General features: G+C 70.6%; 22 protein-coding genes. 13 read left to right on the forward strand and 9 right to left on the reverse strand.

Features of this window, described 5'->3' with window-relative positions:
• Window positions 1-43: 43 nt before the first annotated feature.
• Window positions 44-1,420, reverse strand: coding sequence for an MFS transporter (locus IGS67_RS02635; RefSeq protein ID WP_192277519.1), 1,377 nt, complete (start codon window positions 1,418-1,420; stop codon window positions 44-46).
• 33 nt (window positions 1,421-1,453) lie between these two features.
• Between IGS67_RS02635 and ychF the strand changes: the two genes are divergently transcribed.
• The 4 genes from ychF (at window position 1,454) to IGS67_RS02655 (ending at window position 3,973) form a co-directional block, all read left to right on the forward strand.
• Window positions 1,454-2,539: a redox-regulated ATPase YchF gene (ychF, locus tag IGS67_RS02640; RefSeq protein ID WP_192277521.1), complete on the forward strand. Its 1,086-nt coding sequence runs from the start codon at window positions 1,454-1,456 to the stop codon at window positions 2,537-2,539.
• A gap of 227 nt (window positions 2,540-2,766) precedes the next feature.
• Window positions 2,767-3,159: a DMP19 family protein gene (locus IGS67_RS02645; RefSeq protein WP_192277523.1), complete on the forward strand. Its 393-nt coding sequence runs from the start codon at window positions 2,767-2,769 to the stop codon at window positions 3,157-3,159.
• A 125-nt stretch (window positions 3,160-3,284) separates the two neighbouring features.
• A complete protein-coding gene (locus tag IGS67_RS02650; RefSeq protein WP_192277525.1) occupies window positions 3,285-3,635 on the forward strand; it encodes a zinc ribbon domain-containing protein YjdM in 351 nt (116 codons plus the stop codon).
• 146 nt (window positions 3,636-3,781) lie between these two features.
• A complete protein-coding gene (locus IGS67_RS02655; protein ID WP_192277913.1) occupies window positions 3,782-3,973 on the forward strand; it encodes a VOC family protein in 192 nt (63 codons plus the stop codon).
• Between the two features lie 4 nt (window positions 3,974-3,977).
• Here the strand turns inward: IGS67_RS02655 and IGS67_RS02660 are convergent, their stop codons facing one another.
• Complete coding sequence (locus IGS67_RS02660) at window positions 3,978-4,448, reverse strand: FABP family protein (protein WP_192277527.1); 471 nt, start codon at window positions 4,446-4,448, stop codon at window positions 3,978-3,980.
• Between the two features lie 144 nt (window positions 4,449-4,592).
• On the opposite strand from IGS67_RS02660, the gene cmtR reads away from it, so the two are divergent.
• Window positions 4,593-4,952: a Cd(II)/Pb(II)-sensing metalloregulatory transcriptional regulator CmtR gene (gene cmtR / locus IGS67_RS02665; RefSeq protein WP_192277529.1), complete on the forward strand. Its 360-nt coding sequence runs from the start codon at window positions 4,593-4,595 to the stop codon at window positions 4,950-4,952.
• Window positions 4,949-5,626: a cation transporter gene (locus IGS67_RS02670; protein WP_192277531.1), complete on the forward strand. Its 678-nt coding sequence runs from the start codon at window positions 4,949-4,951 to the stop codon at window positions 5,624-5,626. Before cmtR ends, IGS67_RS02670 begins: the two co-directional genes overlap by 4 nt.
• Before the next feature lie 355 nt (window positions 5,627-5,981).
• Here IGS67_RS02670 and IGS67_RS02675 read toward each other — a convergent pair whose 3' ends face one another.
• From IGS67_RS02675 to IGS67_RS02685, 3 genes are all read right to left on the reverse strand, one after another.
• On the reverse strand, window positions 5,982-6,218 hold the full coding sequence (locus IGS67_RS02675) for a DUF2249 domain-containing protein (RefSeq protein WP_192277533.1): 237 nt from the start codon (window positions 6,216-6,218) through the stop codon (window positions 5,982-5,984).
• On the reverse strand, window positions 6,215-6,463 hold the full coding sequence (locus IGS67_RS02680) for a hypothetical protein (protein WP_192277535.1): 249 nt from the start codon (window positions 6,461-6,463) through the stop codon (window positions 6,215-6,217). Before IGS67_RS02680 ends, IGS67_RS02675 begins: the two co-directional genes overlap by 4 nt.
• Before the next feature lie 146 nt (window positions 6,464-6,609).
• Window positions 6,610-7,755 carry a cytochrome P450 gene (locus tag IGS67_RS02685; RefSeq protein ID WP_192277537.1) on the reverse strand — a complete coding sequence of 382 codons (1,146 nt, stop codon included), beginning with the start codon at window positions 7,753-7,755 and terminating at the stop codon, window positions 6,610-6,612.
• A gap of 119 nt (window positions 7,756-7,874) precedes the next feature.
• On the opposite strand from IGS67_RS02685, the gene IGS67_RS13745 reads away from it, so the two are divergent.
• The 3 genes from IGS67_RS13745 (at window position 7,875) to IGS67_RS02695 (ending at window position 9,020) form a co-directional block, all read left to right on the forward strand.
• A complete protein-coding gene (locus IGS67_RS13745) occupies window positions 7,875-8,009 on the forward strand; it encodes a Mab-21 family protein (protein WP_235977486.1) in 135 nt (44 codons plus the stop codon).
• A gap of 2 nt (window positions 8,010-8,011) precedes the next feature.
• Entirely contained in the window at window positions 8,012-8,458 is a 447-nt protein-coding gene (locus IGS67_RS02690; RefSeq protein ID WP_210766963.1) for a methyltransferase family protein, read from the forward strand.
• A 79-nt stretch (window positions 8,459-8,537) separates the two neighbouring features.
• A complete protein-coding gene (locus tag IGS67_RS02695; RefSeq protein WP_192277541.1) occupies window positions 8,538-9,020 on the forward strand; it encodes an HIT family protein in 483 nt (160 codons plus the stop codon).
• Between the two features lie 162 nt (window positions 9,021-9,182).
• On the opposite strand, the gene arfB is transcribed toward IGS67_RS02695, so the two are convergent.
• From arfB to IGS67_RS02715, 4 genes are all read right to left on the reverse strand, one after another.
• The gene (gene arfB, locus IGS67_RS02700) at window positions 9,183-9,623 is read right to left on the reverse strand and encodes an alternative ribosome rescue aminoacyl-tRNA hydrolase ArfB (RefSeq protein WP_192277543.1); all 441 of its coding nucleotides are present in this window, start codon (window positions 9,621-9,623) and stop codon (window positions 9,183-9,185) included.
• Between the two features lie 3 nt (window positions 9,624-9,626).
• Window positions 9,627-10,097, reverse strand: a complete 471-nt coding sequence (locus tag IGS67_RS02705) for an HNH endonuclease (protein ID WP_192277545.1) — start codon at window positions 10,095-10,097, stop codon at window positions 9,627-9,629.
• A gap of 76 nt (window positions 10,098-10,173) precedes the next feature.
• On the reverse strand, window positions 10,174-12,927 hold the full coding sequence (locus IGS67_RS14270; RefSeq protein WP_192277547.1) for a right-handed parallel beta-helix repeat-containing protein: 2,754 nt from the start codon (window positions 12,925-12,927) through the stop codon (window positions 10,174-10,176).
• Window positions 12,928-13,109: 182 nt separating this feature from the next.
• Window positions 13,110-13,745: a pyroglutamyl-peptidase I family protein gene (locus IGS67_RS02715; RefSeq protein WP_192277549.1), complete on the reverse strand. Its 636-nt coding sequence runs from the start codon at window positions 13,743-13,745 to the stop codon at window positions 13,110-13,112.
• Between the two features lie 466 nt (window positions 13,746-14,211).
• Here IGS67_RS02715 and IGS67_RS02720 point away from each other — a divergent pair, with 466 nt between their 5' ends.
• The 4 genes from IGS67_RS02720 to IGS67_RS02735 all read left to right on the forward strand — a co-directional run bounded on the left by IGS67_RS02720 (window position 14,212) and on the right by IGS67_RS02735 (window position 20,552).
• Window positions 14,212-16,020, forward strand: a complete 1,809-nt coding sequence (locus tag IGS67_RS02720; RefSeq protein ID WP_192277551.1) for an ABC transporter family substrate-binding protein — start codon at window positions 14,212-14,214, stop codon at window positions 16,018-16,020.
• A gap of 207 nt (window positions 16,021-16,227) precedes the next feature.
• Complete coding sequence (locus IGS67_RS02725; protein WP_192277553.1) at window positions 16,228-17,745, forward strand: ABC transporter permease; 1,518 nt, start codon at window positions 16,228-16,230, stop codon at window positions 17,743-17,745.
• Between the two features lie 54 nt (window positions 17,746-17,799).
• Window positions 17,800-18,828 (forward strand): ABC transporter permease, encoded by a 1,029-nt coding sequence (locus IGS67_RS02730; RefSeq protein WP_192277555.1) that lies wholly within the window; start codon window positions 17,800-17,802, stop codon window positions 18,826-18,828.
• Window positions 18,828-20,552 (forward strand): ABC transporter ATP-binding protein, encoded by a 1,725-nt coding sequence (locus IGS67_RS02735; protein ID WP_192277557.1) that lies wholly within the window; start codon window positions 18,828-18,830, stop codon window positions 20,550-20,552. Before IGS67_RS02730 ends, IGS67_RS02735 begins: the two co-directional genes overlap by 1 nt.
• Window positions 20,553-20,556: the final 4 nt, after the last annotated feature.

Below are 20,556 nucleotides of genomic sequence, written 5' to 3' on the forward strand. Positions count from 1 at the left end.
CTCGTCCGCGCCGGTCGGTCCGCGACGTCGGGGCTGCTGGTGTTCAGGCTGTGGCGTTGGTGGGTGTGGTTGCGTCGGGCAGCGTCGTGCGCCCTGCGAGCCACAGCGCGACGAGCCCGAGCAGCGTCGTGAGTCCGAACCCGAGGAGGTAGCCGCCGATGCCGAGGGCGTTGACGACGACGTGCACGGCCGCGCCCGTGAGCGCGATCGCGAGGGACATGCCGAGCGCGTCGGAGACCTGGAGCGCGGACGTCGCGGCGCCGTGCTCGGCGGGCGGGGCGACGTCGAGGACGAGCACCGAGAGCGTCGGGTAGACCATGCCGACGCCGAGCCCGGCGAGCGCCCACGCGACCCAGCCGACGGCGAGCGGCGTGCCGGGCAGCGCGATGGTCGCGGACGCGGCGATGCCGACGATGCTCAGCGTCGTGCCGAGCCGCAGGTACGTGAGCGACGACGCGAGGTTGCGGCCACGCAGCTGGGACCCGAGGGCCCACGTGACGGCCGCGACGGTGAGGATCGTGCCGGAGCGTGTGGGGCTGAGGCCGCGCTCGGTCTGGAGGATGAGGGGCAGCATGACCTCGGTCGCGAAGTAGGACGCGGCGATGACGCCACGTAGCCCGACGACGGCGGGCAGGCCGCGCCGGGCACGGAGCGTGCCCGGCGGCAGGAGGAAGTGCGCGGCGACGAGTGCCGCGAGCAGGCCTGCGGCACCGACGACGATGCCCGCGGTCCCGTCGCGCTCGGTTGCGAGGGTGACGACGGTGACGCCGACACCCGCGGCGGCGCCCCAGCCGATGCGCCGGACGCCCGCGCGCGTCGTGGCGGCGTCGGGCAGCGTCTCGGGGCCGGGGACGTGCCATGTCGTCCGCAGGACGACGGCGGCCGCGGGTGCGGCGACGAGCGCGACCGCGCCGAACACCCACCGCCACCCGATCGTGTCGACGACGAGCCCCGCGACGACGGGTCCGACGAGCGAGGGCACGACCCACGCGGCGGCGAACCACGCGAAGACCCGGGCGCGCTGCGCGGGCGCGAACGCACGCGCGACGACCATGTAGAGCGCGACGACGTACGCGCCCTGGCCGAGTCCCTGCAGCGCACGCCCAAGGAGCAGCAGGCTCATCGACGGCGTGAACGCGGCGATGACGAGGCCCGCGGCGAACGTCACGACGCCGAGCAGCATGGGCAGCGCCGGGCGTGCCCGGTCGGCCACGACGCCTGCTGCCACCATGCCGACGACGCTCGTCGCGATCGTCAGCGCGAACGCGGCCGAGTACAGCGCCATGCCGTCGAGCGCCCGCGCGATCGTCGCCATGGCCGTCGCGACGGCGAGCGACTCGAACGCTCCGGCGGTGATGAGGGTGACCATCCCGACGACGAGCATGGTCTGGCGGGGCGCGGAGGACGGCAGGTCGTGCACCGGCCAACCCTAGCCCCCGTAGACTGTGTGCCCGTGGCCCTCACTATCGGAATCGCCGGTCTTCCCAACGTCGGCAAGTCGACCCTCTTCAACGCCCTCACCCGCGCGCAGGTGCTCGCCGCGAACTACCCGTTCGCGACGATCGAGCCCAACGTCGGTGTCGTGCCGCTCCCGGACGAGCGCCTCACGGTGCTCGCGGGGATCTTCGGCTCGGAGCGCATCCTGCCCGCTACCGTGTCGTTCGTCGACATCGCCGGCATCGTGCGCGGCGCGTCCGAGGGTGAGGGGCTCGGCAACAAGTTCCTCGCGAACATCCGTGAGGCCGACGCGATCTGCCAGGTGACCCGCGCGTTCGCGGACCCCGACGTCGTGCACGTCGACGGCAAGGTCTCGCCCAAGGACGACATCGAGACGATCAACACCGAGCTCATCCTCGCGGACCTCCAGACCCTCGAGAAGGCGGTCCCGCGCATGGAGAAGGAGGTGAAGATCAAGAAGGGTGACCCCGTGCTCCTCGCGGCGGCGCTCAAGGCGCAGGCCATCCTCGAGTCCGGTCGCACCCTCTTCTCCGCCGCCGCGTCCGAGAAGCTCGACCTCAGCGAGATCGCGTCGCTCCAGCTCATGACGGCCAAGCCGTTCATCTATGTCTTCAACACCGACGACGCGGGCCTCGCCGACGAGGCCATGCAGGCCGAGCTCCGCGAGCTCGTCGCGCCCGCCGACGCGATCTTCCTTGACGCGAAGTTCGAGTCCGAGCTCGTCGAGCTCGACGAGGACGAGGCCGCCGAGATGCTTGCCGAGAACGGCCAGGACGAGTCCGGCCTCGACCAGCTCGCGAAGGTCGGCTTCCACACGCTCGGCCTGCAGACGTACCTCACGGCCGGCCCCAAGGAATCGCGCGCCTGGACGATCCGTCAGGGCTGGACCGCCCCGCAGGCCGCGGGCGTCATCCACACCGACTTCGAGCGCGGCTTCATCAAGGCCGAGGTCATCGGGTTCGACGACCTCGTCGAGGCCGGGTCCGTCGCTGCCGCGCGCTCCGCGGGCAAGGCACGCATCGAGGGCAAGGACTATGTCATGCAGGACGGGGACGTGGTGGAGTTCCGGTTCAACGTGTGACCCGCGTACCCCGAGCATCGATCTGATCGCGGCCCCGGCTGCCTCGTGATGAGGCGGTCGGGGCGTCGTCGTGTCGGGGGAGTGCACCCTCCGGCAGTCTCGTCGCACGTGACGCTCTCTGGATCGTTCGCGATCGAGGTGAGGTCGTCCGGCAAGATAACGTTCTCCTGGACAGTTTGTCCGGTGGTGCGCACGTACCCACCGCTCGGCGCGATGAACGGAGCACGATGGACATCCACCAAGCAGCGATCGACGCGTACGTCGACGGGGACGCGAGCGCCTCGGAGCGATTCCGGGCCTACGGCGCGGCGCTGAGCTTCGCAGGAGGTGCCGACAACGCGGGACTGGTGGGTGCCGTCGAGAACTACCTCGCCAGCGGATCTGCAGATGACCTTGCCGCGGCCGAAGCGGCGTTCGAGCTCCTGGGGCTCGCGCCTGTCGCCGCTCTCGTCAAGCACGCTCATGCTGAGTACGTGCGCATGCGACCTGATGGTCCGTCGCAGGAGCTCGACGACGCGGACGAGCAGCTCTGGGACGAGCTCGACGCGCAGTGGTTCACGCTCGGCGTCACGGAGCGGCTCGACAGTCTCTCCGGCACCATGCGCGACGGTCTCGCCTGACGGGTCGCCCCGGCGTGACGGACGCGTCGGCGCCACGCCTCAGTGGCGTGGCCTCCACGTGGCGTACGGTGCGGAGGGGCGCGGTGGCGTCGCCCCGTGCCGAACCCGTCAAGGAGCCCGATCCCGTGTCTGACGTCCTTCCCCCGTGCCCCGAGTGTTCCGAGGCCTACACGTACGAGCAGGGCGCGCTGCTCATCTGCCCGATGTGCGGCTACGAGTGGTCCGCCTCGGAGCCGTCGGATGCCCCGGACGCGGCCGTCCGCGACGCCGTCGGCAACGAGCTCGCCGACGGCGACACCGTGACGATCGTCAAGGACCTCAAGGTTTCCGGCGCCGGCGGCGGGTCGATCAAGGTCGGCACGAAGGTCAAGGGCATCCGCCTGCTCGCCGAGCCCGTCAACGGTCATGACATCGACGCGACCGTGCCTGGCTTCGGGCGCATGCAGCTGAAGTCGTCGGTCGTGAAGAAGGCCTGAGCGCCCGGCGGGCCTCTGCTGCAGCCGTGCCTGGCACGGACTCTCGCGCTACCTCAGGGCAGAGAGGGAGCGGGTGGAGATCCGTCTGCCGTGCCCGACGGGGAAACCACCGTTGACGGCGACCTCCACGTCGCAAGCGTGAGGGGATGAGTTTCTTCCTCACCTGCCCCGTCGAGAGCGTCGAGCGCGCGACCGTCTTCGACACGGCCCTCGGCTGGACGCTCAACCCAGAGATGTCCGGCCCCGGCACGGCGTGCTTCGCGAGCGAGTCCGGGCAGCACTTCATGCTCGGCAGCCGTGAGGCGTACGCGAGCGTCGGCGCTGCCGCGGACGCGTGACCGCTCAGACCCTGCGCAGCTCCGAGGTGAGGTGCCCCGTCATCGGCACGCCGACGGCCGCCATCGCGAAGCGGGTCGTGAGGGTGTCGCCGTCGAGCGTGAGGTGCCGCTCGGTCGCGTCGACCTGCTTGGCGCTCGAGGAGTTCATGACGCGCGCCGCGAGCGCGCACGTGAAGCCGTCGTCCGTCACGGTGAGAGGCCCTTCGGCGAGCTCGGTCTGGCCCGTCGGCAGGGCGAGCACGAGCTCGACGGTCGCGCCGCCCACGACGCGCACGTAGCCGGTCTCGGTGTGCATGGGCGCGCCTGCGGGGGACCAGGTGCGCTGCACGTAGTGGAGGAACGGCTTGCCGACGTCCGTGAACGTCAGCTCCTCGGTGTAGGTGAACGGCGTGATCGTCGGGTACTCGCCGGCGCCGTCGCCGCGCCAGGTGCCGAGCAGTCCGGCGACGGGGGCGAGCCCGGGGTGCAGCGGCATGGTGGTTCTTCCGGTGCGCGGTACGAGGCGCGTGTCGTGCGGGTTCCGGTGCTCTCAGGCCCGACGGTACCGGAGTCCGGCGCCCCCGCGGCGGCGCCCTTGGGTTCGACGACCATACTTCAGCCGCGGCTGTATAGTCATCGTGTGCTGACCATTGCCTCGCGTCTCGACGTCATGAACCGGCTCGGCCGGGCCATGGCGGACCCGACGCGCTCCCGGATCCTCCTCACGCTGCTCGACACCCCCGGCTACCCGGCCGAGCTCGCGCGCGAGCTCGGGCTCACTCGCTCGAACGTCTCCAACCACCTCACGTGCCTGCGCGACTGCGGCATCGTCGTCGTCGAGCCCGAGGGGCGCCGGACGCGCTACGAGATCGCCCACCCGCACCTCGCCGCGGCGCTCCTCGCGCTCGTCGACGTCACCCTCGCGGTCGACGAGGACGCGCCGTGCCTCGACGTCGAGTGCGCCGTACCTGGATGCTGCGACGCCGGAGGCGACCGATGACCGTCCTCGCGCTCGACCCCGCGCGCATCGCGGTCCTGCGTCGACGGATCAGGATCGTCGTCGCGATCACCATCACGTGGAACGTCGTCGAGGCGTGCGTCGCCCTGCTCGCAGGGTCCGCCGCGTCGTCGGCCGCGCTCATCGGGTTCGGCCTCGACTCCATCGTCGAGGTGCTCTCGGCCGCGGCGGTCGCCTGGCAGTTCTCCGCGCCGGACCCGCAGAGCCGCGAGAAGGTGACGCTCCGCGTCATCGCGGTCTCGTTCTTCGCGCTCGCCGCGTACGTCACCGTCGACGCCCTCCTGTCGCTCACGGGCCTGCGCGATCCCGAGCGCTCACCGGTCGGCATCGCCGTCGCAGCGCTCAGCCTCGTCGTCATGCCGTTCCTCAGCTGGTTCGAGCGCCGGACGGGCCGCGAGCTCGGCTCGGCATCGGCGATCGCCGACTCCAAGCAGACGCTCATCTGCACCTACCTCTCGGCGGCGCTGCTCGTCGGGCTCCTGCTCAACGCCCTGCTCGGCTGGGCGTGGGCCGACTCCGTCGCGGCCCTTGTCATCGCGGTGCTCGCCGTCCGCGAGGGCCTCGAGGCGTGGAAGGGCGACCCGTGCTGCGCGACGCCCGTCTCCGTGCTTACGGGCGAGCGCGAGGCCCCGGCGTGCGACGACGACTGCCGCTGACGTTCTGCGACGGCAACGTCGCGATGGCTGACATTCTCAAGGCGGCCGTGCCGCTGACGTTCCCCAGTGTGCCCGGCTCGACGACCCGGCAGGCCTCTTCAACGCGCGCCTCGACGGGGAGACGGTCCGTGCGATCGACCTCGCCGAGGGCGACAAGGTCGACGACGACGCGCTCCGCCGGCTCGTGCGCGACGCGGCCCGCGTCAACCGCGGCGGCTGCGGGGCACGCCGGAGGGCCACGTGAGGGGGTACGTCCGGGCTGCGCCCGTCGACGCTGCACCGACGTGTGACGCAGGGAACCAGGGGGGTGCGTGCGTGAGCGCGAGCAGCGCGCCCGGGAAGATCCCGCCGAGGTTCAGGCTGCGGGGCGGCCGATCCGGACGCGCCAGACGTCGGGCCCCTGCTCGAGGTACTCCCAGGTGAACTGGCCGGGGAACTCGGCGTCGAACTGGTACCAGAGGGGCTTGGGGTCGTGGTCGTTGACGAGCTCGAAGGCGGTGCCGGCCTGCAGGTCGTGGTAGGTCTGCAGGATCAGCTCGTGGCGTCGCTGCGGCACGTCGTTGCGGACGTCGAGCTGCGTGTCGTTGCTCATGTTCTCTCCTGGGTTGGGCGTGCCGTGGCCGTGCTGGCGCACGGTTCCGTGGGCTGGCGGGCGAGGTGGTGCATCGTGCCGTTGATGCGTTCGGCCTGGCGCGGGTGCTCGTCCCGGAGCGCGAGCCAGGCGCGGGCTGCGAGCCGGTTGGCGGCGTCGGGGCGACCTGCGCTGCCGAGGGCGCGCAGGGCTCGCAGGAGGACGTCGACCGTCGCGACGAGCGTGGTGTCGTCGGGCGATGCCATGGCGTCTCCTTATTTTCTACAAGCGATTCCGTAGTAACTCAGACCTTACACCGCGCGCACCCTGCCCGCCCCACGCTGGTCAGCCCGTGGCGCTGAGCGGCCCTGGTCCCCGGGCGCGCCCGCCAGCGCTCGCGGGCCACATCGCGTCAGCCGAGCACCACCGGCACGCTCGCCCAGCCGCCGACAGGCGCGACCTCGCGCACCGGTGAGGCGTCGTCGTCGAGCACGAGCGTGCTCGTGCCCGCGAGCAGCGCCCGGACCAGCGTCCGCAGCTCGATCGTCGCGAGCGTCCGGCCTGGGCACGCGTGCTTGCCGATCCCGTAGACGAGGTTGTGCGGGGCGTTGCCCGCGGCGTCGAGCACGTCAGGGTCGCCGAACACGTCCTCGTCACGGTTCGCCGACGTCCAGTGGAGCTTGACCTTCGCACCCGCTGGAATCTGCACGCCGTCGAGGTCGACGGGGCACGTCGTGACACGGCGGTTGCCGATGAACGGCGAGTCGCGGCGCAGGAGCTCGTCGCAGATCGCGTCGAGCTCGGCGTCCGAGACGCCCGAGCGCAGGCGATCCTGAAGGGCAGAAGCGGTCGCGAGGCCGTGCACGAGCACGCCCGTGCACAACGCGATCGACCCGAGATCGCCACCCGTCCAGTTGCGCAGCACCGAGACGACGTCGTCGTGCGCGAGCGGCGCCCCGTCGATCGTCACGGCGAGCAGCTGGTCGGTGACGTCCGCGTCCGGCGACGCATCGGGGCTGCGGCCCGCGAGGACCGTACGGATGATCTCGTCGAAGTCGTTGGCTACCTGGCGCGTGCGAGCGAGGTCGCCCGAGCGGGTCGCCGCGTAGTTCTCACCGATCCACGCGAGGAGGCGGTTCTCGACGGACGCCGGCCAGCCGAGCCATGCGCTCTGCGCGCGGACGGCGAACACCGCGCCGATCTCGCCGACCGCGTCGACCGCCGCGCCCGTCGGCAGCTGGGCGACGAGCTCGGCCGCGACCCGCTCGAACACGGGAACGTGCCGCGCGAGCGCTTCGGTGCTCAGCAGCGGGTCGAGCGCATCCCGGAAGCCCGTGTGCTCGTCGCCGTCGAGCCCGTTGGGCACCTGACGGAAGCGCGAGGCCGTGCTCGAGAACGTCGTCGCGTCGAGTGCTGCGCGCCGCACGAGGTTATGGCTGAGGAGCACCCACTCGTCGCGGTCGTTGCGGACGATGGCGTGCTCCGGTCGCAGCTCGTCGGTGTACGCGCGCAGGTCACGACCTGCCGGGACGAGGCCGTCGGGGACGTGGAAGGACATGCCCCCAGTATGTGCGGGGTCGCCCGCGCCCGCACCGGCGATCCCCGTGAAAAACCGGAACGTGGCTCCGTGCAGGCGCGCGGCGTAGCGTGGACGCATCCCGACGACGGAGGTGGCACATGGGGACGACCGACCAGAGCGGCGCGGACCTCGTCGAACGGCTCAGCATCGAGGCGGACATCGACGTCGATCTCGTCCCAGCGACGCTCGACCTGCGGGTTCCCGGGCAGTGGACGGCCACCACGCCATGGTGACCATGAGCCTCCGCCTGCCACCTCCCGTCATCGCTGCGGCCGCGCTCGCGGCTCAGCGCGCGCTCGCTAGAGGCCGGGAACCGACGCGCGCGTCGACGCTCGCCGCGACGGCCGTCGGCGTCGGCTCAGCCGCGCTCGGCGCAGGTGCGGTCCTGCGCTTCCACGCGCGGGGCACGACGCTCGACCCGGTGCACGTCGGTGCGTCGACGCTCGTCGTCAACGGGCCCAACTACGTGACCCGCAACCCCATGTACCTCGCGCTCGCGGGCGCGCTCACGTCGTACGCGATCTGGCGGAGGACGCCGCTCGCGGCGCTCCCGGTCGCGGCGTTCCTCGTCGCGATCGACCGCCTCCAGGTGCCCGTCGAGGAGGCCGTCCTCCACGAACGCTTCGGCGCCGAGTACGAGAGGTACGTCGCGACGACACCACGGTGGCTCGGCTGGCCCTGAACGGCGCGAGATCGCCGACGATCTGTAGCGTGGGTTCCCGAGGGCCGTGTGGAGCGGCCCGCGGACGACGGGGAGCAGCATGACAGACTGGCGCACCGACAGGGTCCGGGCCGCGCTCGACGGTCGCAACCCGACCGTCCTCGCGGAGCTCGACGCGGCGTTCGCCGTCGTCGGCGACGTGCAGTGGCTGCCCGGCTACAGCCTCGCGCTCACGAAGGTCCCGGGCGTCGACCGCCTGAGCGACCTGCCGCGCGCGGACCGTGTGGCGTTCCTCGCGGACACCGACCTCGTCGCGACGGCGGTCGAAAACGTGTGCGCGCGCCGCGACGCCGGCTACCGGCGGGTCAACGTCGAGATCCTCGGCAACGCCGACGCATTCCTCCACGCGCACGTGTGGCCCCGCTACGACTGGGAGCCGGAGGCGCTCGTCCGCAAGCCCGTGTGGCTCTACACGCCGGACCACTGGCGCGATCCGGCGCACGCGCTCGGCCCCCAGCACGACCCGCTGCGTGCAGAGCTCGCCGCGGAGATCGGCGCGCTGCGCGGGGAGACGCGCGCATGAGTCGGCACTACCCCGAGGTCGAGCGCCTCTCGCCGGGAGCGTGAGATCTGGAGCGTAGAAGCCCTGGAATCTGTAGCGTAGGCGGCCGCCGGAAGGTTGCGGGGCCCAGGAAACCGCGACGACGCGACGCCGAGCGACCTGAGCGCCTCGGTCCGTGCTGCGTCAGTCGGCCGACGGCCGGCGGCGGGCCTGCTTCGTCTCGGCACGTTCGCGCTTCGCCTGGAGGCGGCGTCGCTGGGAGCCAGCGGTCCGGCGGGTCGCGCGGCGGACGACCGGGGGAGCGACGGCCTCACGCAGGAGCGCCGCGAGTCGTTCACGTGCGGCCCGACGGTTGCGGTGTTGCGCGCGGTGCTCGGAGGAGTCGACGGTGAGGACCGTCCCGGCGAGCCGCGGCGCGAGCGCCGCGAGGACGCGGGCGCGCTGCGCGTCGTCGAGCGCGGACGTCGTCGCGAGGTCGAGGCTCAGCTGGACACGCGAGTCCGACGTGTTGACGCCCTGACCGCCCGGCCCCGAGGAGTGGGAAAACTGCTCGACGAGCTCGCTCGCGGGGATGTGCAGCCCGCGGGGCGCGCCGGGCGCGGGCAGCACGACGAGGTCCTCCACGGGCTATGCGTCCGTCAGGGTCGCGGCGCCGGGGAACGCCCCGACCTCGGGCGTGTCACCACCGGCGTCGACGTCACGAGCGTCGTCCCCATGAGCGTCACCTTCGCCAGCGTCGCCGTCACCGGCGTCGGACGCCGCCGCGCGGGCCGCGTGGAGCAGCACCGCCCAGCGCTCGAGGAACGCGCGCTCGTCGAGGCGCTTGCGGCGCATCCACCCGGTGACCTCGTCGTTGCACTTGCTCGCGTTGCACGAGCGGCACGCGGGCACGACGTTGGTCGCCGTGTAGCGGCCGCCGCGGGAGACGGGCAGGACGCAGTCCTTCTGCAGCGGGATGCCGTTCGCGCCGCAGTAGGCGCAGCCGCCCCACGCCGCGGTGAGGGCCGTCCACTCGGCGGGCGTGAGGTCGTTCGTCACGGCGGCGAGGCGACGCTTGCGCCGTCGTGCGTACGTCGTGGCGCGCGTGCGGGGTGGCATGTCCCCGACCTTAGCGCGACGACGTCCCCGCCCCGTGGCGGGGCGGGGACGTCGTCGGCACCCGGTGGGTTGTCGGCTAGACCTCCTGCTCGCGACGCGAGCGCAGGACTGCGCCCGCCGTGAGGAGGACGGCCGCGAGGGCGGCGGCGACGGCCCCACCAGCGACACCCGTGACCGGCAGCTCGCCGTCGGACGGGCCTGCTGCGTCGTCCCTCGGGTCGTCGGTCGCGTCGTCGTCACCCTCGGAGTCGTCGACCCCGTCGTGCGTGGGCGCGCCCGTCGCGTCGTCGGTCGGCGCGCCCGTCGACGGCTCGTCGGTCGGCGTCGTCGTCCCCTCCGTGGGCTCCTGCGTCGGATCGGGTGCGTCGGTCGGCTCGGTCGTCGTGGGCGGCGTCGTAGGCGGCGTCGTCGACGGCGGGTCCGTCGGCTCGACGGACGAGCCGACGGGCGGCATGACGACGAGGCGCGTCGGCGAGGGGTTGGTGCCGAGCACCGCACCCGTCCCAGCGGGCGCGGCCGCGGTCGGCACGAGCAGACCGTGCATGTCGATCGAGCCGTCGGCGGCGATCGTCGGCACGATGCTCGTGTCGACGGACTCGAACCACGTCGCGTCGACGTCCGCGGACGTCGCGAGCGCGGCGCGCGCGAGCGCCCCGGCACCCGTGCGCAGGTCGAGGACGTTGCTCGGGTCGGTCGTGATCGTGTCCGCCTGGTTCTTGAGCGCGACCTGGTCGGCGACCGTGCCGCGCCACGAGAGGAAGCCGGTGACGCGGAAGTCGGTCGTCGCGGCGCTCGTGTAGAGCGAGAGGTTGCGGGAGGCGCTCGTCACCGAGGTCACACGGTCGACGCGGACGTCGGGGCCGGAGTTGCTCGTGACGCCCGAGGCGAGGTTGTCGAAGGCGACGGAGTTGCGCAGGACGTGCTGGCCGGGCATGGACTCGCCGCCGAGCTTGAAGCCGTTGCCCTCGCCGACGCGCGTGTCGGCAGGGTCCGCGACGCGCCCGTTAGCGTAGGCGACGGACTGCTCGACGACGACGTTGCCGATCGGGCCCGTCGTCGACTTGGCGTAGAGGTCCCAGCCGTCGTCGATGTTGTGGTGGGCGATGTTCCAGCGGAAGACGTTGCCGTCGCCGACGGTGAGCTTGGCGGCGAAGCCGTCGGCGTCGTTCGCCGAGGGGTCGGCGTTGTTGTGGGAGACGGAGGAGACGACGAGGTTGTGCGCGGGCCACTGCGCCCGCGGGGTCGACTCGGAGACCGCGGACACCTGGATGCCCGTGCCGAGGTTGTGGTGGGACTCGATGCGCTCGACGACGTTGTGGCTGCCCGAGACGAGCAGTGCCTTGCCGGTCGACGGCGCGTTCTTGAGCTCGAGGTCGAAGAGGTGCCAGTGGTTGCCGCGGAGCAGGATGCCGCCGCGGGCGGATCCGGTGAGGTCGAGGACGGCGCGCTGGCCGGGCGCCGACATGAGGGTGATAGGTGCGTCAACCGTGCCGTCGTTGCCGCGCTCGACGACGACGGCCTCGGTGAGGGCGTACGTGCCGCCGGCGAGGACGATCTGCTGGCCGGGCTGGACGTAGGAGACAGCGGTGTGGACGTCGACGGGGGACGCGGGCGTGCCGGCGCCGTCGGGGGTGCCGTCGGGTGCGACGAAGATCGCCTCGCCGGGCACACCGAGGCGGTCGACGGTGACGGAGACGTCGACGAGCAGCGGGTCGTAGCTCGTGAGCTCCTCCCAGTCCTTGAGCTGCGTCTGCTCGGCGCGCGGAGCGGGCGTGAGCCGGACGTTGCGGGTGTTGCGTCCTGCGACGAGCGGCATCGTGAGGGTCTGCTCGACGCCCGGGGCCACGGTGACCGGGTCACTCACGGGGGTGCCTGCGGCGTCGACGACGACGGCGGTGCCGTGGACGTTCGCGGTGACGGGGACGTCGAGCGTCGTGCGGGAGGTCGTCGCGGGTACGTCGGCGACGAGGCGGGGGATGACGTGCTCGGTGGGCCGCGGCTGCGCGGGGTCGTCGTCGGCCGGGGCGACCGTCGTGTAGCGGATGTCGCTCACGGTCACCTTGATCTTGCGGGCGACGGCGATGCCGACGTAGAGCTGGTCGGCGCTCTGGGTGTCGAGGACGGTGCGGTCGTAGAGGATCTCCTCGTGCGGCGTGCCGTCGAGCGTCGTCGAGAAGTGGTAGCCCGTGTTGGAGCGGCGCAGCGTCATGGTGAACGTGTCACCGGTCTCGAAGCGCGGGGACGAGGGGGTGGCGACGCGGTCGTCGCGCCACGTGAGGTCGAAGGGCCGGGACTGGGTCATGTCGCGGTTCGCGGACGCGACCGTCGGGGCTTCGGTGTAGCCGGTGACGATGCGTGCGCCGGGCATGCCGTTGACGGTCGCGCCGTCGACGCGGTACCGGGCGGCCATGGTGCCGACGGAGTTCATGTAGCGGGCCGACGTGTTGCCGGGGACGAGGTCGTCGACGGCGAGGAGGCCGAACCCGGACTGGCCGTCCTTCTTCGACGCGTCGTCGATGGTGAAGGTGGCGGTGAGGGTGAAGTTCTCCGTGGCGGCGTCGACCGGCGTGTAGTAGTACCAGAAGCCGTCCTCGGAGTCGGCGATCTTGTTGCTCGCGCTCGTCGCGTCGACGACGAGGGTGCCGTCGGCGTCCAGGACGGCGGAGCCGCCGGAGCCGACGCCGATGTGGTCGATCTTCCAGCTTCCCGGGGCGCCGCCGGGAGCGGCGGCGTCCGCGGCGACTGCCGCGGGGGCCAGCGCGCCGGTCGCGAGTACGACGGCGCCGAACGCGGCCCAGGCTCGCCGGGCATGGGTGGGGGTACGTCTCACTGCAGCTCCTCGTCGAGTGGTGAACCCGTGTCGTCCTTGGCACGGGCGGCGAGAAATCGGTTGCTCGCCGGACGCTCGCGAGGCTAGCAGTTCGTGAGAGCGTGCGCATGGGTACGACGGAAACCGGGTTCCGTCTGTTCCGCTGCGATGCCGCAGCGAGTTGCGAGCCGTGCGCGGCGGCGTCAGTGCGTCGGGCCGTCCGCGACGACGAGGTCGTCGGGAACGTCGAGGAAAGCGTCGACGATGGCGCGCAGCCCCGTCGCCGTCGTCACGAGCGGCGTCTGCGGGCTGCCGGCCGGACCGTGCTCGTCCCACGGCACGTGCACGAACGCCGCGCGGCGTCCGGTGCCTCCGCGCGACCAGGAGCCGAGGTGATAGGCGACCGCGTTGCAGACGTAGGCGCCGGCCGTGAGAGACATCGCCGCCGGGGCGCCCGCGGCGGTCGCCGCAGCGGCGGCCGCCTTGACGGGCCCGCGAAGGAGGTAGGCGTCCGGGCCCGTGGGGTCGAGCGGCTCGCCGGCCGGGCGGCGCCCGTCGTCGTCGGGGATGCGTGCGTCGGCGAGGTTGACGGCGACGCGCTCGACGGTGAGGCCCGCGCGCCCGCCCGCGAGGCCCGTCGCGACGACGAGCGCGGGGGCGTACTCGGTGACGAGGCGCGCGAGCTCGTCGCGCGCTCGTGCGAACGCGACGGGGAGGGTCGCGGTGACGAGGCGTTCGGGACGGTCCCACGCGGCGGCGACGAGTGCGACCGCTTCGGCGGACGGGTTGCACGGTGCGTCGTCGAAGGGATTGAAGCCGGTGAGGAGCACGGTGGTCATGAGGACGAGCCTAGGGCGGCGTGCGTATGCCGGGGAGCAGCGGGAAGCGTGCAGGTGGGGGAGCAGCGTCCCAGGCGCCGGACAATTCTGTCCGAGGCTTGATACCGCGGGTACTGAGTAACGAATTGGACTCACCCGACATTCCTGGGATGTGTTCCGGACCACGTGAGAAATGGGTGCATCGTGGTCACATTGCGTCCGCACTGTGAGATCGAGGGGTGTTCTCGCAGGTCACAACGTCGGGCGGAAGTCAGTCTGGCGCAGTCGTCCCGTGTTTCATTCGTGTTCCGTCTTTGTAACGATGCACCATCTACCGCAGAAAGTGGCCCGCGTCACCGGATTTGCTGTGTACGGTTCCGGGGAACCACAGTTGGTTCTTGACGTGGCGCACGACGGCACGGGGGTGGCTGCCCCCGCGTCGGGACCCGACGACCCGGGGTCGTGCGTCGTCCACCGAGGAGGAACATTGAAGATCAGGAAGTTTGCGGCTCCGCTCGCGCTCCTGGCGTCCGGTGCGCTGGTGCTCAGCGCGTGCGGCACGTCCGAGGACCCGAAGCCGGGCGCATCCAACACCACGACGAGCCCGGGTGGCTCCGCCGCTCCCGAGGGTCCCGGCAAGGCCGACCTCGGTGAGATCTCGACGAAGGACGACACCATCTCGTACACCCTCGGTGGCGAGGAGTGGCTCGGGTACAACAACAACACCCCTGAGACGTACTCGACGTACAACTCGGTCATCAACGACCGTCTCATCGGTGGCTTCATCTACTTCGGCACCGACGGTTCCATCCACCAGGACCCGGAGTTCGGCACGTTCAAGCTGACGTCCGAGGAGCCGATGGTCGTCGAGTACACGCTCGCGGACAACGCTACGTGGTCCGACGGCACCCCGATCGCCTACGAGGACTACCTCCTCGACTGGGCTGCCCAGGCCATGGTCGACGGCAAGAACGACGACGGCTCCGACAAGCCTCTGTTCAACCACGTCGGTGGTCTCGACTTCGGTGGCCGTGTCCTCGAGGGCCCCAAGGGCGAGGTCGGCGGCAAGACGTTCTCGTACGAGTACAAGGACCCGTACCCCGACTACCAGCTCCAGGTCGGTGGCGCCTTCCCGTCGCACATCGTGGCCGAGCAGGCTGGCATGACGGTCGAGGAGCTCGTCAAGGCGATCCAGGACAAGGACATCGAGAAGCTCCGCCCCGCGGCCAAGTTCTGGAACGAGGGCTGGCTCTCGAACACGCCGGGCACGCTTCCTGACCCCGCGATCACGCCCGTCTCCGGGCCGTACAAGCTGAAGTCGTGGGAGGCCGGCCAGTCCGTCACCCTCGAGGCCAACGAGAAGTACTTCGGTACTCCGGCCGCGACGAAGACGCTCGTCTACCGCTTCGTCTCGCCCGACGCTCAGGTCCAGGCGCTCGCCAACGGTGACCTCAACATCATCGAGCCGCAGGCAGTCGTCGACACCGTCGCGCAGGTCAAGGCCCTCGGCGACAGCGTGAAGACCGAGGCGGGGCAGTCGCTCACGTGGGAGCACCTCGACTTCAACTTCAACAGCGGAGTCTTCAAGGACTCCCTCGAGCTCCGCGAGGCGTTCGCGATGTGCGTCCCGCGCCAGCAGATCGTCGACAACCTGGTCAAGCCTGTCGACCCTGAGGCTGTCGTCATGAACGCCCGCGAGGTCTTCCCCTTCCAGGACAACTACGCAGACGTCGTCTCCGCCGCCTACAAGGGTCAGTACGACCAGGTCGACATCGAGGGTGCCAAGGCCAAGATCGCCGCCGCCGGCGTCGAGACGCCCGTCAAGGTGCGTATCGGCTACTCGGCCCCGAACCCGCGTCGTACCAACGAGGTTGCGCTCATCAAGTCCTCGTGCGACGAGGCTGGCTTCGAGATCACGGACGTCGGCAACAAGGACTTCTTCGCGAAGACCCTGCCGAACGGTGACTACGAGGTCGCGCTCTTCGCGTGGGCCGGCTCCGGCCAGATCGTCTCGGGCCAGAACATCTACTCCTCCACGGGCCAGCAGAACTACGGCGGCTACAAGAACGAGACCGTCGACAAGGCCTGGGAGACCCTCGGCTCGACGCTCGACACCGCCAAGCAGCAGGAGCAGGTGAAGATCATCGAGAAGGAGCTCTGGGACACGCTGTACGGCATCCCGCTCTTCGCCCACCCGGGCCTCGTCGCGTACGACGCCACCATCTCCAACGTTCGCAAGACGGCGACCCAGTCGACCGTCGCGTGGAACGCGGAGCAGTGGGTCCGCGCATCCTGAATGACGCGTGACGGTCCAGTGACCGTCGCACACGCCTGACCCGCTCTCGCGACGTTAGGCTGGTACAAGCAAGACCGCTGGGGTGAGGTCGTCCGCGACCTCACCCCAGCCGCGCGAGGATGCCACCGGGCACGCCCACGAAGCGTTCCCGGCGACGGTGCCGTGCCGACCATCCCCGCACCACCCAGAGACGTGAAGGAATCGTCCGTGGCCAAGTTCATCCTGCGCAGGCTCGGAGCCTCGTTCCTGGTGCTGCTCGGCGGCTCGATGCTGCTGTTCTTCCTCGTGACCATCTCCGGCGACCCGCTCGCCGACCTGCGCGAGTCGAACGCCGACAACAAGGAACACCTCATCCGCCAGCGAACCGAGTTCATGGGCCTCGATACGCCCTGGTTCCAGCGCTACGGGGTCTGGCTCGGGGGGATCGCCAAGTGCGTGACGCTCAGCTGCGACCTCGGCACCAACATGAACGGGACCGACGTCGGGAGCCTCCTGGGCAACGCTGCCCAGTCGACGCTCCGCCTCGTCGTCCTCGCGACCGTCCTCGCGATCGTCATCGGCGTCATCGTCGGTATCGCGACCGCGATCCGGCAGTACTCCGGTTTCGACTATGTCGTGACGTTCCTCGCCTTCCTCTTCTTCTCGCTGCCCGTCTTCTGGGCCGCCGTCCTCCTCAAGGAGTACGGCGCGATCCGCTTCAACGACTGGATCCGGGAACCGACGTTCACGCTCGCCCAGATCGCCGGGACGGCGATCGTCCTCGCGGTCATCCTCCAGGGCGTGCTCGGCGGGTCCGCCAAGCGCCGCGCCCTCACTGCCGGCGCCACCCTCGTGTTCGTCGTCGCAGCGATGTCCTACTTCTCGGCGACCGAGTGGTTCCGCCGCCCGATGCTCGGCATCGCGTTCGTGCTGCTCGTCGGTCTCGGGGCCGCCGTCGGTGCGACGGCGCTCTTCAGCGGCATCCGCAACCGCCGCGTCCTCTACGCGACGCTCGGCACGGTGGCCGCCGGGACCGCGAGCCATCTCATCGTGCTGCCCCTCCTCGAGAAGGGGGGCTGGGGCACGATCTTCGGGCTGCTCCCCGTCGCGCTCCTCGTCTCCGCGGCCATCGGCTGGTTCGTCGGCGGATACTCGCGCAAGCCCGCGACGGTCCTTTCGATGTCTGTCGCGGTCATCATGGGCATGCTCACCATCGCTGACGTCGCGAGCCGGCACTGGGCGTCGCTGCTCGGGCTCAAGCCGCGCCCCATCTCGACAATCGGGTCGCAGACGCCGAACTTCGCAGGCGGTTTCTGGGAGTCCTTCCTCGACAAGGGCGCCCAGATCATCCTTCCGACGATCGTCCTCACGCTCATCTCCATCGCGTCCTACACGCGGTACACGCGGTCCTCGATGCTCGAGGTGATGAACCAGGACTACATCCGCACCGCTCGGTCCAAGGGGCTCTCCGAGCGCGTCGTCATCGTCAAGCACGGCTTCCGCAACGCGCTCATCCCCATCACGACGATCGTCGCGTTCGACTTCGCCGGGCTTATCGGAGGGGCCGTCATCACGGAGCAGGTCTTCGGCTGGAAGGGCATGGGCGAGCTCTTCCGCACCGGGCTCGACCACGTCGACCCCGCGCCCGTCATGGCCTTCTTCCTCGTCACCGGCACGGCGGCGATCCTCATGAACCTTGTCGCCGACCTTGCGTACGCGGCGCTCGACCCCCGGATCAGGCGGTGAGACTGATGACCCTCGTCCCGTCCGCCGCCCCCCACGCCCTCAGCGGAGCCTGCCATGACTGATCCCAACACCCCTGCACCGCACGAGAACCTCCAGACCTCGAGCCCCGGCGTCGGCGGTGTCGAGCCCGTCGTCTCAGGCATCGACCTCGACGTCGAGAAGGCCGTTCCTGACGCCTCGCAGAAGTCCTACTCCCAGGGGCAGCTGGTCCTGCGCCGCTTCCTGCGCCACAAGGGCGCCATGACCTCGCTCGTCGTGCTCCTCATCATCGTCGTCGTCGCCTACACGTCGATCGGCTTCGGCCCGTTCCCCGGCTGGTGGGACAAGGACTTTTCCAAGGCTGCCAACGTCGTCAACGGCGGCCGACCGACGCTCCAGCTGTGGCCCTTCAGCCTCGGCGAGCACCCGCTCGGGCAGGACGACACGGGCAAGGACTACTTCGCCCTCGCGATGCGTGGCACGCAGATCTCGCTCATGATCGCGTTCGTCGTCGGGATCGGCTCGACCCTCATCGGCACCGTCATCGGTGGCGTCGCCGGGTACTTCCGCGGTTGGGTCGAGTCGCTGCTCATGCGTCTCACCGACCTCGTCATCGTCATCCCGCTCCTCGTCCTCGCCGCGGTGCTCGGGAAGATCGCCTCGAAGTGGGGGGTCATCGGACTCGCCGTCGTCCTCGCGATCGTCACGTGGACCGGCCTCGCCCGACTCGTTCGTGGAGAGGTCCTCTCGCTGCGGGAGCGCGAGTTCGTCGCCTCGGCCACCGCGATCGGCACCTCACCCACGCGGATCATCTTCAAGCACATCCTGCCCAACACGATCGGCGTCATCATCGTCTCGGCGACGCTCGCGATCGCCTCGGCGATCCTCCTCGAGACGTCGCTCAGCTTCCTCGGCTACGGGGTCCAGGCCCCCGACGTCTCGCTCGGCAAGCTCATCAGCGACTACCAGGGCGCCTTCAGCACCCGTCCGTGGCTCTTCTGGTGGCCCGGCATGCTCATCCTCGTCATCGCGCTGACGGTGAACTTCATCGGCGACGGGCTGCGTGACGCCTTCGACCCCCGCCAGAACAGGAGCAAGGACTGATGAGCGTCGACACTACCCAGGACCCGGTCCTCTCGTTCACCGACCTCGACGTCAAGTTCCGCACCGAGTTCGGTTCGGTCCACGCGGTCAAGGGCATCAGCCTCGAGGTTCGCCCGGGCGAGGTTCTCGCCCTCGTCGGCGAGTCCGGCTCCGGCAAGTCCGTCACCTCGATGACCGCGCTCGGGCTCCTTCCCGGCAACGCCAGGATCTCCGGGCGCGTCACCGTCGGCGACAAGGTCGTCGGCGACCTCGACGACGGCGCGCTGCGCAGTATGCGCGGCAACGACATCGCCATGGTCTTCCAGGAGCCCATGACGGCGCTCAACCCGGTCCTCACGATCGGGTCGCAGCTCACCGAGTCGCTCGAGCTCCACGACGTCGCGCACGGCAAGGACGCGGACGCCCGCGCGGTCGAGCTGCTGCGCATGGTCGGCATCCCCGAGCCCGAGCGGCGCGTCACGCAGTTCCCGCATGAGCTCTCGGGCGGTCAGCGGCAGCGCGTCGTCATCGCCATGGCGCTCGCGTGCGACCCGCAGGTCATCGTCGCCGACGAGCCCACGACCGCTCTCGACGTCACAGTCCAGGCCGACATCCTCGACCTGCTGCGGTCCCTCAAGGACAAGCTCGACACGGGCATCCTCCTCATCACCCACAACATGGGCGTCGTCGCCGACATGGCAGACCGCGTCGCAGTCATGCTCAAGGGCGAGATCGTCGAGGAGGGGACGGCCGACGAGGTCCTCAACCACGCGCAGCACCCGTACACCAAGCGGCTCCTTGCCGCCGTGCCGCACCTCGGTCAGGGCCCCGAGCAGTTCGGCATCGCCGTGTCCGGCGCGCGCGCGGAGGCGAGCGCCGAGGCCGAGAAGCCCGCGCTCGCGCTCGACGTTCGCAACCTAGTCGTCGAGTACCAGCGGCTCGGCAAGACGCCGTTCCGTGCGGTCGACGACGTCTCGTTCCACGTCGCCCCAGGCGAGATCGTCGGCCTCGTCGGAGAGTCAGGCTCGGGCAAGTCCACGATCGCGCGCTGCGCCCTCGGGCTCATCCCGGCGGCCGGTGGCGAAGTCGAGATCTTTGGCACCGACCTCTACCGCGCGCACGGCAAGGCCGAGAAGGCGATCCGCCGGCGTGTCGGCGTCGTCTTCCAGGACCCCGCGTCGTCGCTCAACCCGCGCTTCCCCATCGGCGATTGCATCGCCGAGCCGCTCGTCGTCCACAAGGTCGGCAACCGCAAGAGCCAGCTCGCACGTGTCAGGGAGCTGCTCGACGCGGTCGAGCTGCCGCGCGACGTCATCAACCGCTACCCGCACGAGCTCTCGGGCGGTCAGCGTCAGCGCGTGAGCATCGCGCGCGCCCTGACGCTCGACCCGCAGCTGCTCGTCGCCGACGAGCCGACGAGCGCGCTCGACGTCTCCGTGCAGGCGCAGGTGCTCAAGATGTTCCTCGCGCTGCAGGAGCGGTACCAGTTCGGCTGCATCTTCGTGAGCCACGACCTCGCGGTCATCGACATGCTCGCGGACCGCGTCGTCGTCCTCCAGAACGGCAAGATCGTCGAGCAAGGCCCGCGCGAGGACGTCCTCGGACACCCGCGCGAGGAGTACACGCGCCGCCTCATCGCCGCCGCGCCCGTCCCGGAGCCGGGCGAGCAGCGTCGGCGTCGCGAGGAGCGCCACGCGCTCCTCGCCGAGCTGGGCGACCAGGTCGCCGAGCTCAAGGTCAACTGAGGGA

Origin of the sequence: Flavimobilis rhizosphaerae, assembly GCF_014852685.1 — a bacterium.
Lineage (GTDB): Bacteria > Actinomycetota > Actinomycetes > Actinomycetales > Cellulomonadaceae > Flavimobilis > Flavimobilis rhizosphaerae.

Excerpts from the sequence above, each read along its gene's own strand:
- IGS67_RS02645 (WP_192277523.1), top strand. The coding sequence starts at position 2,767 with ATGGACATCCACCAAGCAGCGATCGACGCGTACGTCGACGGGGACGCG.
- IGS67_RS02655 (WP_192277913.1), top strand. The coding sequence starts at position 3,782 with ATGAGTTTCTTCCTCACCTGCCCCGTCGAGAGCGTCGAGCGCGCGACC.
- IGS67_RS02660 (WP_192277527.1), bottom strand. The coding sequence starts at position 4,448 with ATGCCGCTGCACCCCGGGCTCGCCCCCGTCGCCGGACTGCTCGGCACC.
- IGS67_RS02670 (WP_192277531.1), top strand. The coding sequence starts at position 4,949 with ATGACCGTCCTCGCGCTCGACCCCGCGCGCATCGCGGTCCTGCGTCGA.
- IGS67_RS02675 (WP_192277533.1), bottom strand. The coding sequence starts at position 6,218 with ATGAGCAACGACACGCAGCTCGACGTCCGCAACGACGTGCCGCAGCGA.
- IGS67_RS02680 (WP_192277535.1), bottom strand. The coding sequence starts at position 6,463 with ATGGCATCGCCCGACGACACCACGCTCGTCGCGACGGTCGACGTCCTC.
- IGS67_RS02685 (WP_192277537.1), bottom strand. The coding sequence starts at position 7,755 with ATGTCCTTCCACGTCCCCGACGGCCTCGTCCCGGCAGGTCGTGACCTG.
- IGS67_RS13745 (WP_235977486.1), top strand. The coding sequence starts at position 7,875 with ATGGGGACGACCGACCAGAGCGGCGCGGACCTCGTCGAACGGCTCAGC.
- IGS67_RS02690 (WP_210766963.1), top strand. The coding sequence starts at position 8,012 with ATGAGCCTCCGCCTGCCACCTCCCGTCATCGCTGCGGCCGCGCTCGCG.
- IGS67_RS02695 (WP_192277541.1), top strand. The coding sequence starts at position 8,538 with ATGACAGACTGGCGCACCGACAGGGTCCGGGCCGCGCTCGACGGTCGC.
- IGS67_RS02705 (WP_192277545.1), bottom strand. The coding sequence starts at position 10,097 with ATGCCACCCCGCACGCGCGCCACGACGTACGCACGACGGCGCAAGCGT.
- IGS67_RS02715 (WP_192277549.1), bottom strand. The coding sequence starts at position 13,745 with ATGACCACCGTGCTCCTCACCGGCTTCAATCCCTTCGACGACGCACCG.
- IGS67_RS02730 (WP_192277555.1), top strand. The coding sequence starts at position 17,800 with ATGACTGATCCCAACACCCCTGCACCGCACGAGAACCTCCAGACCTCG.
- IGS67_RS02735 (WP_192277557.1), top strand. The coding sequence starts at position 18,828 with ATGAGCGTCGACACTACCCAGGACCCGGTCCTCTCGTTCACCGACCTC.